Origin of the sequence: Streptomyces sp. NPDC001903, assembly GCF_042891345.1 — a bacterium.
In the GTDB taxonomy this organism is placed as follows: Bacteria; Actinomycetota; Actinomycetes; order Streptomycetales; family Streptomycetaceae; genus Streptomyces.
In genome coordinates, this window is sequence record NZ_JBIASZ010000001.1 from 1 (window position 1) to 15,859 (window position 15,859).

Annotated in this window: 15 protein-coding genes; 6 read left to right on the top strand and 9 right to left on the bottom strand. The window is 72.2% G+C overall.

Annotation, left to right across the window (positions count from 1 at the left end; translation table 11 throughout):
• Positions 1-260: 260 nt before the first annotated feature.
• Entirely contained in the window at positions 261-971 is a 711-nt protein-coding gene (locus ACFYZS_RS00005) for a SigE family RNA polymerase sigma factor (RefSeq protein WP_099889800.1), read from the bottom strand.
• 189 nt (positions 972-1,160) lie between these two features.
• Between ACFYZS_RS00005 and afsQ1 the strand changes: the two genes are divergently transcribed.
• Genes afsQ1 through ACFYZS_RS00020 form a run of 3 tightly spaced genes read left to right on the top strand, consistent with a single transcriptional unit; the run spans position 1,161 to position 3,914 of the window.
• Entirely contained in the window at positions 1,161-1,838 is a 678-nt protein-coding gene (afsQ1, locus tag ACFYZS_RS00010; RefSeq protein ID WP_180291024.1) for a two-component system response regulator AfsQ1, read from the top strand.
• 53 nt (positions 1,839-1,891) lie between these two features.
• Positions 1,892-3,322, top strand: coding sequence for an ATP-binding protein (locus ACFYZS_RS00015; RefSeq protein ID WP_389006243.1), 1,431 nt, complete (start codon positions 1,892-1,894; stop codon positions 3,320-3,322).
• The gene (locus ACFYZS_RS00020; RefSeq protein ID WP_389005151.1) at positions 3,306-3,914 is read left to right on the top strand and encodes a hypothetical protein; all 609 of its coding nucleotides are present in this window, start codon (positions 3,306-3,308) and stop codon (positions 3,912-3,914) included. The genes ACFYZS_RS00015 and ACFYZS_RS00020 overlap by 17 nt, the downstream gene beginning before the upstream one ends.
• Before the next feature lie 651 nt (positions 3,915-4,565).
• Here ACFYZS_RS00020 and ACFYZS_RS00025 read toward each other — a convergent pair.
• The 3 genes from ACFYZS_RS00025 to ACFYZS_RS00035 all read right to left on the bottom strand — a co-directional run bounded on the left by ACFYZS_RS00025 (position 4,566) and on the right by ACFYZS_RS00035 (position 7,629).
• Entirely contained in the window at positions 4,566-6,218 is a 1,653-nt protein-coding gene (locus tag ACFYZS_RS00025; RefSeq protein ID WP_389005153.1) for a phospho-sugar mutase, read from the bottom strand.
• Positions 6,219-6,274: 56 nt separating this feature from the next.
• Positions 6,275-7,081 (bottom strand): purine-nucleoside phosphorylase, encoded by an 807-nt coding sequence (locus tag ACFYZS_RS00030; RefSeq protein ID WP_030865390.1) that lies wholly within the window; start codon positions 7,079-7,081, stop codon positions 6,275-6,277.
• Between the two features lie 110 nt (positions 7,082-7,191).
• Positions 7,192-7,629: a gamma-glutamylcyclotransferase gene (locus tag ACFYZS_RS00035; RefSeq protein ID WP_389005155.1), complete on the bottom strand. Its 438-nt coding sequence runs from the start codon at positions 7,627-7,629 to the stop codon at positions 7,192-7,194.
• Positions 7,630-7,814: 185 nt separating this feature from the next.
• Here ACFYZS_RS00035 and ACFYZS_RS00040 point away from each other — a divergent pair, with 185 nt between their 5' ends.
• Together ACFYZS_RS00040 and ACFYZS_RS00045 are read left to right on the top strand one after the other, a co-directional pair.
• Positions 7,815-9,254: an NAD(P)H-quinone dehydrogenase gene (locus tag ACFYZS_RS00040; RefSeq protein WP_053690030.1), complete on the top strand. Its 1,440-nt coding sequence runs from the start codon at positions 7,815-7,817 to the stop codon at positions 9,252-9,254.
• A 210-nt stretch (positions 9,255-9,464) separates the two neighbouring features.
• Positions 9,465-10,382, top strand: coding sequence for a DeoR/GlpR family DNA-binding transcription regulator (locus ACFYZS_RS00045; RefSeq protein WP_389006245.1), 918 nt, complete (start codon positions 9,465-9,467; stop codon positions 10,380-10,382).
• A gap of 96 nt (positions 10,383-10,478) precedes the next feature.
• Here ACFYZS_RS00045 and ACFYZS_RS00050 read toward each other — a convergent pair whose 3' ends face one another.
• Entirely contained in the window at positions 10,479-12,242 is a 1,764-nt protein-coding gene (locus ACFYZS_RS00050) for an acetyl/propionyl/methylcrotonyl-CoA carboxylase subunit alpha (protein ID WP_389005157.1), read from the bottom strand.
• A gap of 389 nt (positions 12,243-12,631) precedes the next feature.
• Between ACFYZS_RS00050 and ACFYZS_RS00055 the strand changes: the two genes are divergently transcribed.
• Positions 12,632-13,129, top strand: coding sequence for a hypothetical protein (locus tag ACFYZS_RS00055; protein WP_389005159.1), 498 nt, complete (start codon positions 12,632-12,634; stop codon positions 13,127-13,129).
• Here the strand turns inward: ACFYZS_RS00055 and ACFYZS_RS00060 are convergent.
• From ACFYZS_RS00060 to ACFYZS_RS00075, 4 genes are all read right to left on the bottom strand, one after another.
• A complete protein-coding gene (locus ACFYZS_RS00060) occupies positions 13,110-13,724 on the bottom strand; it encodes a Maf family protein (RefSeq protein ID WP_389005161.1) in 615 nt (204 codons plus the stop codon). The two genes, ACFYZS_RS00055 and ACFYZS_RS00060, sit on opposite strands and share 20 nt — an antisense overlap.
• A gap of 41 nt (positions 13,725-13,765) precedes the next feature.
• On the bottom strand, positions 13,766-13,897 hold the full coding sequence (gene mmpB, locus ACFYZS_RS00065; protein WP_099889787.1) for a morphogenic membrane protein MmpB: 132 nt from the start codon (positions 13,895-13,897) through the stop codon (positions 13,766-13,768).
• A gap of 110 nt (positions 13,898-14,007) precedes the next feature.
• Positions 14,008-14,214 (bottom strand): acyl-CoA carboxylase epsilon subunit, encoded by a 207-nt coding sequence (locus tag ACFYZS_RS00070; protein WP_134074421.1) that lies wholly within the window; start codon positions 14,212-14,214, stop codon positions 14,008-14,010.
• A gap of 30 nt (positions 14,215-14,244) precedes the next feature.
• Positions 14,245-15,840, bottom strand: coding sequence for an acyl-CoA carboxylase subunit beta (locus tag ACFYZS_RS00075; protein WP_389005164.1), 1,596 nt, complete (start codon positions 15,838-15,840; stop codon positions 14,245-14,247).
• Positions 15,841-15,859: the final 19 nt, after the last annotated feature.

The following is a 15,859-nucleotide window of genomic DNA, read 5'->3' on the forward strand; positions in this document are numbered from 1 at the left end:
TCCAGTACACGGGCTTCCGCCCGGCACACCGAGAGCACGCACCGGACGCCGCGGGAGCGCCCTGCGGGCGCACGGCGCTACTTTGCGGACACCCCGTAGCACCGGACACCCCGTGGCACCGGACACCCCGTAGCGCCGGACGTACGAGAAGGCGGGACCACGCGGACCCCCGGCCGCCTGATCCCGCCTTCTCCCCCCGCAGGCCCCCGTCCCACCCCCGTAGGACGGGCCCCCTGGCCCATGGTCTGTGGTGTGCCGCGTTACGCGACGAGCTCCTCGAAGGACTCCGCCTCGTCGCGGCCGAAGCTCAGCGCCTCGTCGTCCCGCAGCCGTCGCAGCGACCGCCAGATGCTCGACTTCACGGTGCCGACGCTGATGCCGAGGATCTCCGCGATCTCCGGGTCCGTACGGCCCTCGTAGTAGCGCAGCACCAGCATCGTGCGCTGCGGCTCCGGGATCCGGGCCAGTGCCTGCCACAGCACCGCGCGCAGCTCCGTACCCCGCATCGCGTCGGTGTCGGAGGCCGTCTCCGGCAGCTCCTCCGTCGGGTACTCGTTCAGCTTCCGCCGGCGCCAGGCGCTGATGTGCAGGTTCGTCATCGTGCGCCGCAGGTATCCGCCGACCGCGGCCTTGTCGCTGATGCGGTCCCAGGCGCGGTAGGTGGAGAACAGGGCGCTCTGGAGCAGGTCCTCGGCCTCGTAACGGTCACCGGTCAGGTGGAAGGCCGTCGCGTAGAGGGCGGCCCGCCGCTCCTGGACGTACGCCGTGAACTCGGCCTCCGAGGTGGCGGAGAGTTCGGGCGTGCGCTGCACCGGGAGGGCGGAGGCGGTCTGGTACGTGTTCGCGTCGATGGCCACCGTGTGCGCCGGCCGCGGACGGGCGACCGTCACCGAACGGGCACCTGCCCGGCGGTTCACATCGTGCAGCCGCGTGACAACCGCGCTGGTGGTGGTGCTGTGCAGCGTGTTCATCTCGCGCCCCCCGTCGTGGAGTCTGCTTCGGATCCTGCTCGGTTTCGTTGGTAGAAGACTGCCCGGCCGACTTAACCGGGGTGTCCGCCGACTGTCACAGGCCTGTCACAGCGACTCCGGCGGGCCCCCCGCGCGATCCCCCGCGCCCGACGGTCGAACTCCGAACGGTCGATGGGACAGAATGAGCCCGTGCCTTTCCTGTTGCTGATCGAGGACGACGACGCCATCCGCACGGCCCTCGAACTCTCCCTGTCTCGCCAGGGCCACCGTGTGGCCACCGCGGCGACGGGCGAGGACGGCCTGAAGCTGCTGCGCGAGCAGCGGCCGGACCTGATCGTGCTCGACGTCATGCTGCCCGGGATCGACGGCTTCGAGGTGTGCCGGCGGATCCGCCGCACCGATCAGCTGCCGATCATCCTGCTGACCGCCCGAAGCGACGACATCGATGTCGTCGTGGGCCTGGAGTCGGGAGCCGACGACTACGTCGTCAAGCCCGTCCAGGGCCGGGTGCTCGACGCCCGGATCCGGGCCGTCCTGCGCCGCGGGGAACGGGAGGCCAGCGACTCCGCGGTGTTCGGTTCCCTGGTCATCGACCGGGCCGCGATGACGGTCACCAAGAACGGCGAGGACCTCCAGCTCACGCCCACCGAGCTGCGGCTGCTCCTTGAGCTCAGCCGCCGGCCCGGGCAGGCGCTCTCCCGCCAGCAGCTGCTGCGCCTGGTCTGGGAGCACGACTACCTCGGCGACTCCCGCCTCGTGGACGCCTGCGTGCAGCGGCTGCGCGCCAAGGTCGAGGAAGTGCCCTCCTCGCCCACCCTCATCCGGACCGTCCGGGGAGTCGGCTACAGGCTGGACTCGCCACAGTGATCAAAGCCCTGTTCGCGGGCCGGCGCTGGACCAGCCTGCGGCTGCGGCTCCTGATGGTGTTCTCCCTGGTCGCGCTGGTGGCCGCGGTCTCCGCGTCCGGGATCGCGTACTGGCTCAACCGCGAGGCCGTGCTCACCCGTACCCAGGACGCGGCCCTCGGCGACTTCCGCCAGGAGATGCAGAACCGGGCCGCGGCGCTGCCCGCCGACCCGACGCCCGAGGAGATGCAGCGCACCGCCGAGCTGATGGCGGGCAGCAGTCCCGGCTACAGCGTGCTGCTCGTCGACGAGCGCAAGGACGGCCGCAAGGTGTTCGGCGCGGCGGGTCCCGACTCCTTCGGGCTGGACGACGTACCGGGCTCGCTGCAGCGCGCGGTGAACGACCGGCAGAAGGCGACGGCCGCGAACGACGCCGAGTACCACGTGTACTGGCAGCGGACGAAGCCGCGCGGCAATCCGTACCTGGTCGGCGGGACGCGGATCGTGGGCGGCGGGCCGACCGGCTACATGTACAAGTCCCTGGCGCAGGAGCGGGACGACCTGAACGCGCTCGGCTGGTCGCTGACCATCGCGACGGGACTCGCGCTGCTCGGGTCCGCGCTGCTGGCGCAGGCGGCCGCCCGCACCGTGCTCAAGCCCGTACAGCGGCTGGGGGACGCGGCGCGGCGGCTCGGCGAGGGAGAGCTGGACCACCGGCTCGACGTGTCGGGGACGGACGAACTCGCCGACCTCTCGCACACGTTCAACAAGACGGCGGAGGCGCTGGAGAAGAAGGTCGCCGACATGAGCGCCCGCGAGGAGGCCAGCCGGCGCTTCGTCGCGGACATGTCGCACGAACTGCGCACTCCGCTGACGGCGTTGACGGCGGTCGCCGAGGTGCTGGAGGAGGAGGTCGAAGACCTCGATCCGATGATCGCACCGGCGGTGGCGCTGGTGGTCAGCGAGACACGGCGGCTGAACGTCCTGGTGGAGAACCTGATGGAGGTCACCCGCTTCGACGCGGGGACGGCCAAGCTGGTCCTGGACGACGTGGACGTCGCCGACCAGGTCACGGCCTGCATCGACGCGCGGGCATGGCTCGACGCGGTCGAACTCGACGCGGAGCGGGGCATCGTGGCGCGGCTCGACCCGCGCCGGCTCGACGTGATCCTCGCCAACCTGATCGGCAACGCGCTCAAGCACGGCGGCTCGCCGGTGCGGGTGTCGGTGGTCGTGGAGGGCGAGTGGCTGGTGATCGCGGTCCAGGACAACGGGCCGGGCATCCCGGAGGAGGTGCTGCCGCACGTCTTCGACCGGTTCTACAAGGCCAGCGCCTCGCGGCCGAAGTCGGACGGCAGCGGGCTGGGCCTGTCGATCGCCGTGGAGAACGCGCACATCCACGGCGGTGACATCACCGCGGCCAACGGGCCGCGGGGCGGTGCGCTGTTCACGCTGCGGCTGCCGGTGGACGTGGGAAAGGTGATCGCCGGTGAAGCGGACGCGTAGGGCCGGGGCGGTACTCCTCGTACTGCTGACCTCGGCCTGCGGGATCAGGGCGACGACGGTGCCGGTGGACGTCGGCGCGGCGCCTTCGCGGGTGTCCTGCGACACGCCGCAGCCGCAGACGGGGGTGCAGGGCTTCCGGGCCACGGTGGAGCTGGTCTGCGGATCGCAGCTGGTCGGCGTGGAGCGGGTGGTGCCGGTACCGGAGAAGAAGCCGGTACGGGATCCCGTGGTGCTGGTCGCCGAAGCGCTGCTGGAGGCGCTGGAGCGGGAGCCGTCGGAGCAGGAGCGGGACGCGGGGTTCACGACCGGGGTCCCGGGCGGGCTGACGGTCGCGCCGTCGCGTGCGGGCGATCCGGCGGGGACGATACGCATCAGCCGGAAGCCCGAGGACCTGCCGCCGGTGGCGCTGTCGCAGGTGGTGTGCACCCTGGCGGGCAGCGAGGCCGTCTCGGCGGGCCCGGGCCCGGTGGTCCTGGGCGGCCCGGACGCGGACCCGCCGCGGACCTGGGAGTGCACGGACGCCGTCCGCTCCCGCCCCGAGTCCGTCCCGACCCTGGGCGAACTGGTCCGCCCGACCCCCACTCCTTCCTGACGCGCCGCCCGCACGGCTCGGCCCTGGCGGGCCTCCCCGGCTTCGCGCCGCCGCGCCGGCCCCCGACCCGGCGGCAGTCCGGGGGGCAGGCTTCCAGGGCTGCTCTGGTCGTCATCGGCTACGGGTATCGGCTCCGGACGGCCGTCGGACGCCGAGACGACAGGAGCGCGTGGCGGTCCGGCGCGCCCGGCGACTCCCGGGCCGATCCGGTAGTCATCGGGTGCGGGCCGGAGCCCGGGCCCTCGCCTGCTCTCCGACGCGGCCGCCGCTCTGGCTCCGGACCGTGCCGTTCCTTCGGGGGCTTCCCGGCAGTCCTTTGTCTTTCCGGGGCGGGCCGGGCGGTCAAGGGCGGCCGAAGGCCGTCGCGCAGCGACGCGACGAAGGAGCGCCCTTGACGGCCCGACCCGCCCCGGAAGGACGATGGGACTGACGGGAAACCCCCGGACCGCTCTGAGACGGGCCCGCGGAACACGGCCCGCCGCCCGCCCCCCGGAAGGCCCCCCGGAACGCCGACGGCCCCCTCGGGGGGAGCCGAGGGGGCCGGGTCGGGGGCGAAGCCCTGGTTCGGGCATCCGCCGGACGGAGTCCCGCGCAGCGGCGCGAAGCCGGGAAGTCCGCCAGGGCCGCGCCGTGCGAGCGGGGCGTCGGACGTCAGAGCCCCATCGCCGCCGACAGGTCCTTCTTGATCGCGTCCAGGACTTCCTGGCCGCGGACGCGGGCGGCCGCCAGGTCGGAGGCCTCGGCCACCGGGACCACGACCTCCAGGTAGCACTTGAGCTTGGGCTCGGTGCCGGACGGGCGGCAGATCACCCGGGCCTTGTAGTCGCCGTCCAGGTGGTAGCGCAGGCCGTCCGTCGGGGGCAGCGTCGCCGTGCCCCGCGAGAGGTCCTCCGCCGAGGAGACCCGCAGGCCCGCCAGCGAAACCGGCGGCTCGGCCCGCAGCGCGGCCATCGCCGAGGCGATGATCGACAGGTCCTCCACGCGGACCGACAGCTGGTCGGTGTGGTGCAGGCCGTGGGCCATCGCCAGGTCGTCCAGCAGGTCGGTCAGCGTGCGGCCCTGCTCCTTGAGCACCGAGGCCAGCTCCGCCACCAGCAGGGCGGCCGTGATGCCGTCCTTGTCGCGGACGCCCTCGGGGTCCACGCAGTAGCCGAGCGCCTCCTCGTAGCCGTACCGCAGGCCCTCGACGCGGGCGATCCACTTGAAGCCCGTCAGGGTCTCCTCGTAGCCGACGCCCGCCGCCTCCGCGATCCGCCCCAGGAGGGAGGAGGAGACGATGGACTCCGCGAAGACGCCCTGGGCGCCCTTGTGGACCAGGTGGGCGGCCAGCAGTGCGCCGACCTCGTCGCCGCGGAGCATCCGCCAGCCGTCCGCGGTGGGGACGGCCACCGCGCAGCGGTCCGCGTCCGGGTCGTTCGCGATGACGATGTCCGGGTTGACCCGGGCGGCCGTCGCGAAGGCCAGGTCCATGGCGCCCGGCTCCTCCGGGTTCGGGAAGGCGACCGTCGGGAAGGCCGGGTCGGGCTCGGCCTGCTCGGCGACCAGCACCGGCTCCGGGAAGCCGGCCCGGGCGAAGGCCGCCAGCACGACGTCCTTGCCGACGCCGTGCATGGCCGTGTAGACGGTCCGCACGCCCCGGGGGGAGCCGGGGGTCAGGACGGCGTCCGTACGGGCCAGGTAGGCCTCCAGGACCTCGTCGCCGAGGTCCTCCCAGCCGGACTCCGGACGGGGGACCGAGGCGAGGGTCTCCACGCGCCCGATCTCCGCCGCGATCTCGACGTCCGCGGGGGACACGATCTGCGAGCCGTCGCCGAGGTAGACCTTGTAGCCGTTGTCCCGGGGCGGGTTGTGGCTCGCGGTCACCTCGACGCCGGCGACGGCACCCAGGTGCCGTATGGCGTACGCGAGGACGGGCGTCGGCAGCGGGCGGGGCAGGACGGCCGCGCGCAGGCCGGCGCCGGTCATCACGGCGGCGGTGTCGCGGGCGAAGTCCGCGGACTTGTACCGCGCGTCGTAGCCGACGACGACCAGGCCGCCGGCGTGGCCCTGGGCCTTGAGGTAGGCCGCGAGGCCCGCCGCGGCCCGGATGACCACGGAGCGGTTCATCCGCATCGGGCCCGCGCCGATCTCGCCGCGCAGTCCGGCCGTGCCGAACTGCAGGGTGCCGGAGAACCGGTCCGCGAGATCGGCGGTGTCCCCGGCCTCGATGATCTTGGCGAGCTCCGCCGCCGTCTCCGGGTCCGGGTCCTCCGCCAGCCAGGCCCGCGCCCGGGTGATCAGCTCGTCCTGTTCCTGTACTGCCACTGCTTCCGCCTTGTCTCTCGTACGGCTTCTTCTCGTACGGTGCCGGTGCCCGTGCCTCAGATGCGGGCGAGGACCTGGGTCAGCAGCTTGCCCATGCGCGAGGCCGAGTCGCGGCCGGCCTGGAGCACCTCTTCGTGGTTCAGCGGCTCGCCGGAGATGCCCGCCGCCAGGTTGGTGACCAGGGAGATGCCGAGCACCTCGGCGCCGGCCTCGCGGGCCGCGATGGCCTCGAGCACGGTGGACATGCCGACCAGGTCGGCGCCCATGACGCGGATCATGTTGATCTCGGCCGGGGTCTCGTAGTGCGGGCCGGGGAACTGGACGTAGACGCCCTCTTCGAGGGTCTCGTCGATCTCCTTGCACATCGCGCGCAGGCGCGGCGAGTACAGGTCGGTCAGGTCCACGAAGTTCGCCCCGACGATCGGCGAGGTGGCCGTCAGGTTCAGGTGGTCGCTGATCAGGACGGGCTGGCCGGGCTTCATGCCCTCGCGCAGGCCGCCGCAGCCGTTGGTCAGGACGACGGTCTTGCAGCCGGCGGCGACGGCGGTGCGCACGCCGTGGGCGACGGCGGCGACGCCGCGGCCCTCGTAGTAGTGGGTCCGGCCGAGGAAGACCAGGGCGCGCTTGTCGCCGATCTTGTACGAGCGGATCTTGCCGCCGTGGCCCTCGACGGCGGCGGGCGGGAAGCCCGGCAGCTCGGTGACGGGGAACTCGGCCTCGGGCGCGCCCAGCGCCTCTGCGGCGGGGGCCCAGCCGGAGCCCATGACGAGGGCGACATCGTGGGATTCGGCGCCGGTCAGCTCACGCAGGCGGGCGGCTGCGGCGGTGGCGTCGGCGAAGGGGTCGGTAACAGATGCGTTCACGCAGACGAGCGTAGCCGAGCATTGCCTACGCGCGTAGATGGCACAGCTCACGGTGTTCGGATCGTTGCCTTGTCGTTTCCGCCGAAATGCCCCCGGCGCTTCACCTCTGCCTAGCAGGGGCGCTTGCGCAGCTCCATCACGTAGTCGTGCGGGGCCCCCGCCGATTCGGCGGCGTCGGCGAGCTCGCCGAGGTAGCGCGCCGAGGGCAGGCCGCCCTCGTACCCGTTCAGCACGTAGCACCACGCCGGCTCCTCGCCGTCCAGCGTGTGGACGCGGATCCGCATCCGGCGGTAGATGTCGAGCCCGACGCCCTCCCACCGGTCCATGGAGTCCTCGTCCAGCGGCGCGATGTCGTACAGGGCGACGAACACCTGGTGGCGCGGGGCCTCGACGATCGTGGCCAGGGCGCCCTCCCACCCCATCTGCTCACCGCCGAAGGTCAGCCGCCAGTCGTTGATCCAGCCCGTGCCGCGCAGCGGCGAATGCGGAGCGCGGCGCGTCATCAGCCGCGGGTCGAGGTTGCCGGCGTACGCGGCGTAGAGCGACATGAGGTCGAGGGTACGGGAGGGGCGGGGCGGGGCGCGTGCCCGGCCGTCCTCACGGATGGCCGGACCGGGGGAGAAGCACCTTGAAGCGTGCGGGACAATGGGGCACGGAATGCATCCCCCGGGGAGACCCCCGGAAGCCCCGGCCGGGGCGGCAGCCGGCCGGGTAGACGTGAGGCGGAGTTTTCGTGACCCGGATCGTGATCATCGGCGGCGGACCCGGCGGGTATGAGGCGGCCCTCGTGGGGGCCCAGCTCGGCGCGGAGGTGACCGTCGTGGACTGCGACGGCCTCGGTGGCGCGTCCGTCCTCACCGACTGCGTACCTTCCAAGACCCTCATCGCGACCGCCGAGGTCATGACGACCTTCGACTCGTCGTACGAGGAGCTCGGCATCGTCGTCGCCGACGACACCCCGCACATCGAGCAGGCCGCGCGCGTCGTCGGCGTCGACCTCGGCAAGGTGAACCGGCGCGTCAAGCGCCTCGCCCTCGCCCAGTCGCACGACATCACCGCGTCCGTCACCCGGGCCGGCGCCCGCGTCGTACGCGGCCGCGGCAAGCTCGGCGGCCCGCAGGGCATCGACGGCACGCGCGACGTCATCGTCACCGCCGCCGACGGCACCGAGACGATCCTGACGGCCGACGCCGTGCTGATCGCGACCGGCGGGCACCCCCGCGAGATCCCGGACGCCATGCCCGACGGCGAGCGGATCCTGAACTGGACCCAGGTCTACGACCTCGACGAGCTCCCCGAGGAGCTCATCGTGGTCGGCTCCGGCGTCACCGGCGCCGAGTTCGCCGGCGCGTACCAGGCCCTCGGCTCCCGGGTGACGCTGATCTCCTCGCGCGACCGCGTGCTGCCCGGCGAGGACCCGGACGCGGCGGCCGTGCTGGAGGACGTCTTCCGGCGCCGCGGCATGAACGTGGTCGGCCGCTCGCGCGCCGAGTCCGCCAAGCGCGTCGGCGACCGCGTCGAGGTCACCCTCTCCGACGGCCGCGTCATCACCGGCACGCACTGCCTGATGGCGGTCGGCGCGATCCCGAACACCAAGGACATGAACCTGGAGGAGTCCGGGGTCCGGCTCAAGGAGTCCGGCCACATCTGGACCGACAAGGTCTCCCGCACCTCCGCGCCCGGCGTGTACGCGGCCGGCGACGTGACCGGGATCTTCGCGCTGGCCTCCGTCGCCGCCATGCAGGGCCGCATCGCGATGTACCACTTCCTCGGCGACGCCGTGGCCCCGCTGAACCTCAAGACGGTCTCGTCGAACGTGTTCACCGACCCGGAGATCGCCACTGTCGGTTACACCCAGGCCGATGTGGACTCCGGCAAGATCGACGCCCGTGTCGTGAAGTTGCCCCTGCTGCGCAACGCGCGCGCCAAGATGCAGGGCATCCGGGACGGGTTCGTGAAGCTCTTCTGCCGCCCGGGCACCGGAATCGTGGTCGGCGGCGTCGTGGTCTCCCCGCGGGCGAGCGAGCTGATCCACCCGATCTCGATCGCGGTCGACAACAACCTGACCGTCGAGCAGATCGCAAACGCGTTCACGGTGTACCCCTCGCTGTCCGGTTCGATCGCCGAGGTGGCGCGCCAGCTGCACACGCGCAAGGCCGCCGGCGAGGCCTGAGGAAGGCAACCGCCCCACGTCAGAGGCGACTTGGGGCGGGCTCCCGGAGGGTGGAGTGACGTTCACTCAACCGCCCCGCCGCGTATACCACTAGTCACCCGGTTTTATGGACAACTTCGGTATTCCGGCGCAAGGAGCTGAAACAAGACGGTCGTTGGGGTTACTGTCAGTTTCGTGTTCGCTGCAGAACGTCGCCAATTGATTCTCGAAATGGTGCGGGCCAACGGAGCTGTTTCGCTCCGGGAGCTCGCCCGCGTCGTCCAGACCTCCGAAGTGACCGTACGGCGGGACGTGCGGGCACTGGAGGCCGAAGGACTCCTCGACCGCCGACACGGCGGTGCGGTTTTGCCGGGCGGTTTCACGCGGGAGTCCGGCTTTCCGCAAAAGTCCCATCTCGCGACGGCGGAGAAGACCGCCATCGCCGATGTCGCGGCCTCCCTCGTCGAAGAGGGCGAGGCCGTCGTCGTCGGCGCGGGCACCACGACCCAGGAGCTGGCCCGCCGGCTCGCCAGGGTGCCCGGCCTCACCGTCGTGACCAACTCGCTGCTCGTCGCCCAGGCGCTGGCGCACGCCAACCGGGTGGAGGTCGTCATGACCGGCGGCACCCTGCGCGGCTCCAACTACGCGCTGGTCGGCAGCGGGGCGGAGCAGTCCCTCCAGGGGCTGCGGGTCTCCCGGGCCTTCCTGTCCGGCAGCGGCCTGACCGCGGAACGCGGCCTGTCCACGTCCAACATGCTGTCGGCGAGCGTGGACCGGGCCCTGGTCCAGGCGGCGGCGGAGGTGGTGGTCCTCGCGGACCACACCAAGCTGGGCACCGACACCATGTTCCAGACGGTGCCCACCGATGTGATGACCCGTCTGGTCACGGACGAGCCCCCACCGCACGACGACCGCGCGGCCACGGAGCTCCAGGCGCTGGCCGACCAGGGCGTCCAGATCACGATCGCCGGGGCCGTGGCCTCCGGCGGTACGGGTGACGGCATGGCGGGCCGCCGGCCGCGCCGGGAGTCCCCGCTGCCGGTGCAGCGGCGCGGGGGGCCGTCCGCGCAGCTGCGCAGCGCCCCCGCGTCGATGCTGGAGCAGTCCGCGGGGGACCGGCCCCGGGTCGCGGACATGCGGCGGCGGTAGGGGCGCGCAGGCGCCCGGAAACGCATGAGGCCCGGAAACCCCCGCAGGGGTTCCGGGCCTCAGCCGTTCGAGGACGCCGGTCCGCGAACGCGGACGTCAGTCCTTGATCTCGCAGATGGTGGCGCCGGAGGTCAGGCTGGCGCCGACTTCGGCGGTGAGGCCGACGATCGTGCCGGAGCGGTGCGCGTTCAGCGGCTGCTCCATCTTCATGGCCTCGAGCACGACGACCAGGTCGCCCTCGTTGACCTGCTGGCCCTCCTCGACCGCGACCTTGACGATCGTGCCCTGCATCGGGGACGCGAGCGTGTCGCCCGAGGCGGCCGGACCGGACTTCTTCGCCGCGCGGCGCTTCGGCTTCGCGCCGCCCGCCGCGGCCGTACGGGCCAGGGTCATGCCCAGCGAGGACGGGAGGGAGACCTCCAGGCGCTTGCCGCCGACCTCGACGACGACCGTCTCGCGGCCCGGCTCGTCCTCCGCGTCCTCGGCCGCCGGGGCGGCGAAGGCGGGGATGTCGTTGACGAACTCGGTCTCGATCCACCGGGTGTAGACGGTGAACGGGCTGCCGTCGGCGGGGGCGAACGCGGGGTCGACGACGACGGCGCGGTGGAAGGGGATGGCCGTGGCCATGCCCTCGACCTCGAACTCGGCCAGGGCGCGCGCCGCGCGCTGGAGGGCCTGCTCGCGGGTGGCGCCGGTGACGATCAGCTTGGCCAGCAGGGAGTCCCAGGCCGGGCCGATGACCGAGCCGGACTCGACGCCGGTGTCGAGGCGGACGCCCGGGCCGGTGGGCGGGGCGAACTTGGTGACGGTGCCGGGGGCGGGCAGGAAGCCGCGGCCCGGGTCCTCGCCGTTGATGCGGAACTCGATGGAGTGCCCGCGCAGGACCGGGTCGCCGTACCCGAGCTCCTCGCCGTCGGCGATGCGGAACATCTCGCGGACCAGGTCGATGCCGGAGACCTCCTCGGTGACCGGGTGCTCGACCTGGAGGCGGGTGTTGACCTCCAGGAAGGAGATCAGGCCGTCGGCGGAGACCAGGAACTCGACCGTGCCGGCGCCGACGTAGCCGGCCTCCTTCAGGATCGCCTTCGACGCCGCGTACAGCTCGGCGTTCTGAGCCTCCGACAGGAACGGCGCGGGGGCTTCCTCGACCAGCTTCTGGTGGCGGCGCTGGAGCGAGCAGTCGCGGGTGGAGACGACGACCACGTTGCCGTGGGAGTCGGCCAGGCACTGCGTCTCGACGTGGCGCGGCTTGTCGAGGTAGCGCTCGACGAAGCACTCGCCGCGGCCGAAGGCGGCGACGGCCTCGCGGACGGCCGAGTCGTACAGCTCGGGGACCTCTTCGAGCGTGCGGGCGACCTTCAGGCCGCGGCCGCCGCCGCCGAAGGCGGCCTTGATCGCGATCGGCAGGCCGTGCTGCTTGGCGAACTCGACGACCTCGTCGGCGCCGGAGACCGGGTCCGGGGTGCCCGCGACGAGCGGGGCGCCGGCACGCTGGGCGATGTGGCGGGCGGCCACCTTGTCGCCGAGGTCGCGGATGGCCTGCGGGGGCGGGCCGATCCAGGTCAGGCCCGCGTCGATGACGGCCTGCGCGAATTCGGCGTTCTCGGAGAGGAAGCCGTATCCGGGATGGATGGCGTCCGCGCCGGAATCGGCTGCGGCCTGCAGGACCTTGGAGATGTCCAGGTAGCTCGCGGCCGGGGTGTCACCGCCCAACGCGAAAGCTTCGTCGGCCGCGCGGACATGCAGAGCGTCCCGGTCCGGATCGGCGTAGACGGCTACGCTTGCGATTCCGGCATCCCGGCAGGCCCGAGCAACGCGGACAGCGATTTCGCCACGGTTGGCGATGAGCACCTTGCGCACGATGGCTCCCTCCTTGAAACAAGCTGAGTTTAGGGACAGCCCACACGGCGTTTCGACCCTTCCCTAGAGGTGACCTTGCCCACACGGAGTGTGATTCGAGTCCGCCTCGAGTGAGGAAAGCCCTTGTGGCGCCCCAGGTCAGGGGGATCCCCGACTGCACAGTAACCCCGTCACCCGTCCGAGGTCTCTGTTCGCCCGGTCAGCGGGCCCCGGTGATTCTTTGTCGAGTCCCTACGAACGGCCCACGCATTCTTTGCGTGATCGCCGGTGAGGGCACCCCGCGTAACGAAGCTGCCCGGACCCCTTGTCCGTACGTTTACCCGTTAGTAGCCTCCAGGGCGTCGAACAGGCTTGTGGTCGCTGTGGGGGGTGGGTTCGCCGTGGGCGTCGTGCTGCGCAGAATCGTGGCCGGACTGGCCTCGATCGTGCTCGTCGCCGAAGCGGCGGTGCTGGTCCTCGTCCACATCGTGCTGGGCAGGACCACCCACAACCAGTCGATGTCCATCGCGGGCATGGATCCGGACGTCATGTCGACGGCGACCTACGCGATGGGGGCGGGCATCGGCGCGTTCCTGCTGCTGTGCGCCGTACTCCTCGCCGTGGCGGCCGTCCGCGACCGCGCGCCCGGCACCTTCGCCCGCGTCGTCCTCGTCACCGCCGCGGTCACCCACGGGGTGCTGGGCGCCCTCGCCGTCGGGCTGGTCGGCTGGGGCGCCTTCGCGGCCCTGATGGCGATCCTGTGCCTGCTGGTGCTGACCCTGATGCTCTACGCGGCCCAGGAGGCGGCCCAGGGTCCCCCCGGGGCCCTCGGGGGCGCCCCGGGGGCCCGGAACGACCAGGACGCCCCGCCGCCGCCGTTCGGGGAGCTCAAGCCCACAAATCCGTGATCGACACGCCCAGTTCGGCCAGCAGGGAGCGCAGCAGCGGCATCGACAGCCCGATGACGTTCCCGTGGTCCCCGTCGATGCCCTCGATGAACGGCGCCGACAGCCCGTCCAGGGTGAAGGCCCCGGCCACGTGCAGCGGCTCCCCGCTCGCCACGTACGCGGCCACCTCGGCGTCCGTCGGCTCCCCGAACCGGACCGTCGTGGAGGCCGTGGCCGAGACCCGGCGCCCGGTCGCCGTGTCGATCACGCAGTGCCCGGTGCGCAGCACGCCGGCCCGCCCGCGCATCGACTTCCAGCGGGCCGTGGCCTCCTCGGCGTCCGCCGGCTTGCCGAGCGCCTCGCCGTCCAGCTCCAGCACCGAGTCGCAGCCGATCACCAGGGCGCCCGCCGCCTCGTCCAGGGCCGCCACGACGCCCGCCTTGGCCTCGGCCAGCGCCAGGGCCAGTTCGGCCGGGGTGTCCGCGCTGAGCGCGTCCTCGTCGAAGTGGCTGACGATCACGTGCGGGGCCAGCCCGGCCTGCCGCAGCAGGTTGAGCCGGGCGGGCGAGGCGGAGGCGAGGACGAGGGCGTGGGCCGGGGCCTGGGCAGCAGTCATGCCCGCCATCGTAGGCGCGGCCCTCCTGCCCCGGGCACGCCCTAGAAACCCACTCCCAGCACGTACACGACCACCAGCATCGCGAGGACGACCACCACGGTCATCCGCCGGACCATCGCCTGCGCGTCGCGCATGTCCTTGGGCGGCTCGTTCTTCGGGTCTGACCAGAGCATGCCCCGATCCTGGCCCCGCGGACGGGTGTGGCGCCTGAGTACGGGTACTCAGGCGCCACAGTCCGTTCACGTCATCTTCACGACCGGACGGGGGTCCGTCCGGGCCCCGCCTATCCGGGCCAGTACGTACGGGCCCACGCGCGCGGCCCCGGCTGCGGCAGCGTCCGCCGCGCCACCCGGGCCGGCGCCGACCACTCGTCCGCCACCCGCGCCGCGCCCGACGGTGCCGAGGCCAGCACCGCCGCGCGCGCTTGGACCACCGCCAGTGCGGCGGCCAGCTCCTCGGGCGTCGGGTTCCCCTTGACGACCTTGATCACCACGGGACTGCCTCCTAGCGTCCTAGCGTCCTAGAGGGGGATGTTGCCGTGCTTCTTCGGGGGCAGGGACTCCCGCTTGGTGCGCAGCTGCCGCAGCCCCTTGACCACGTGGGCCCGGGTCTCCGACGGCATGGCCACCGCGTCGATGTAACCGCGCTCGGCGGCCGTGTACGGGTTCAGCAGCGCGTCCTCGTACTCGGCGATGAGCCGCGCCCGCGTCTCCTCGGCGTTGCCGGCCTCCTCCGCCTCGGCGATGGCGCGCCGGTGCAGGATGTTGACCGCGCCCTGCGCGCCCATGACGGCGATCTGCGCGGTCGGCCAGGCCAGGTTCAGGTCCGCGCCGAGGTGCTTGGAGCCCATGACGTCGTACGCGCCGCCGAAGGCCTTGCGGGTGATGACGGTGATCAGGGGGACGGTGGCCTCGGCGTAGGCGTAGATCAGCTTCGCGCCGCGCCGGATGATTCCGTTGTACTCCTGGTCCGTGCCCGGCAGGAAGCCCGGGACGTCCACGAAGGTCAGCACCGGGATGTTGAAGGCGTCGCAGGTCCGCACGAAGCGGGCGGCCTTCTCGGAGGCGTCGATGTCCAGGCAGCCGGCGAACTGCATCGGCTGGTTGGCGACGATGCCCACCGGGTGGCCCTCGACCCGGCCGAAGCCGGTGAGGATGTTCGGCGCGAAGAGCGACTGCGTCTCCAGGAACTCCGCGTCGTCGAGCACGTGCTCGATCACGGTGTGCATGTCGTACGGCTGGTTCGCGCTGTCCGGGATCAGTACGTCGAGCTCGCGGTCGGTGTCGCTGACCTCGGTGTCCGCCTCCTCGGGGAAGGCGGGCGGCTCGGAGAGGTTGTTCGACGGCAGGTACGCCAGCAGGGACTTGACGTACTCGATGGCGTCCTTCTCGTCGCCGGCCATGTGGTGGGCCACGCCGGAGGTCGAGTTGTGGGTGCGCGCGCCGCCGAGCTCCTCGAAGCCCACGTCCTCGCCGGTGACCGTCTTGATGACGTCCGGGCCGGTGATGAACATGTGCGAGGTCTGGTCGACCATCACGGTGAAGTCGGTGATGGCGGGGGAGTACACGGCGCCGCCGGCGCAGGGGCCCACGATCAGGCTGATCTGCGGGATGACGCCGGACGCGTGGACGTTGCGGCGGAAGATCTCGCCGTACATGCCCAGCGCGCTGACGCCCTCCTGGATGCGGGCGCCACCGGAGTCGTTGATGCCGACGAGCGGGCAGCCGGTCTTCAGGGCGAAGTCCATGACCTTCATGATCTTCTGGCCGTATACCTCGCCGAGGGCCCCGCCGAAGACCGTGAAGTCCTGGGAGAACACGGCCACCGGGCGGCCGTCCACCGTGCCGTAGCCGGTGACGACGCCGTCGCCGTAGGGGCGGGTCTTCTCCAGCCCGAAGTTGGTGGAGCGGTGCCGGGCGAACTCGTCGAGCTCGACGAAGGACCCCTCGTCCAGCAGCAGGGCGACCCGCTCACGCGCCGTCAGCTTCCCCTTGGCGTGCTGCTTCTCCACCGCGCGCGCGGACCCGGCGTGAGTGGCTTCGTCGATGCGGCGCTGCAGGTCCGCGATCTTGCCCGCGGTCGTGTGCATGTCGATCGGCTCTGAGGGTTGTGACATCGGGGTCGCGGCTCCCTGT

Bases quoted from the DNA above. Each gene is read 5' to 3' on its own strand.
- ACFYZS_RS00005 (WP_099889800.1), bottom strand. From the start codon at position 971: ATGAACACGCTGCACAGCACCACCACCAGCGCGGTTGTCACGCGGCTG.
- ACFYZS_RS00015 (WP_389006243.1), top strand. From the start codon at position 1,892: ATGGTGTTCTCCCTGGTCGCGCTGGTGGCCGCGGTCTCCGCGTCCGGG.
- ACFYZS_RS00035 (WP_389005155.1), bottom strand. From the start codon at position 7,629: ATGTCGCTCTACGCCGCGTACGCCGGCAACCTCGACCCGCGGCTGATG.
- ACFYZS_RS00045 (WP_389006245.1), top strand. From the start codon at position 9,465: ATGGTGCGGGCCAACGGAGCTGTTTCGCTCCGGGAGCTCGCCCGCGTC.
- ACFYZS_RS00060 (WP_389005161.1), bottom strand. From the start codon at position 13,724: ATGACTGCTGCCCAGGCCCCGGCCCACGCCCTCGTCCTCGCCTCCGCC.
- mmpB (WP_099889787.1), bottom strand. From the start codon at position 13,897: ATGCTCTGGTCAGACCCGAAGAACGAGCCGCCCAAGGACATGCGCGAC.
- ACFYZS_RS00075 (WP_389005164.1), bottom strand. From the start codon at position 15,840: ATGTCACAACCCTCAGAGCCGATCGACATGCACACGACCGCGGGCAAG.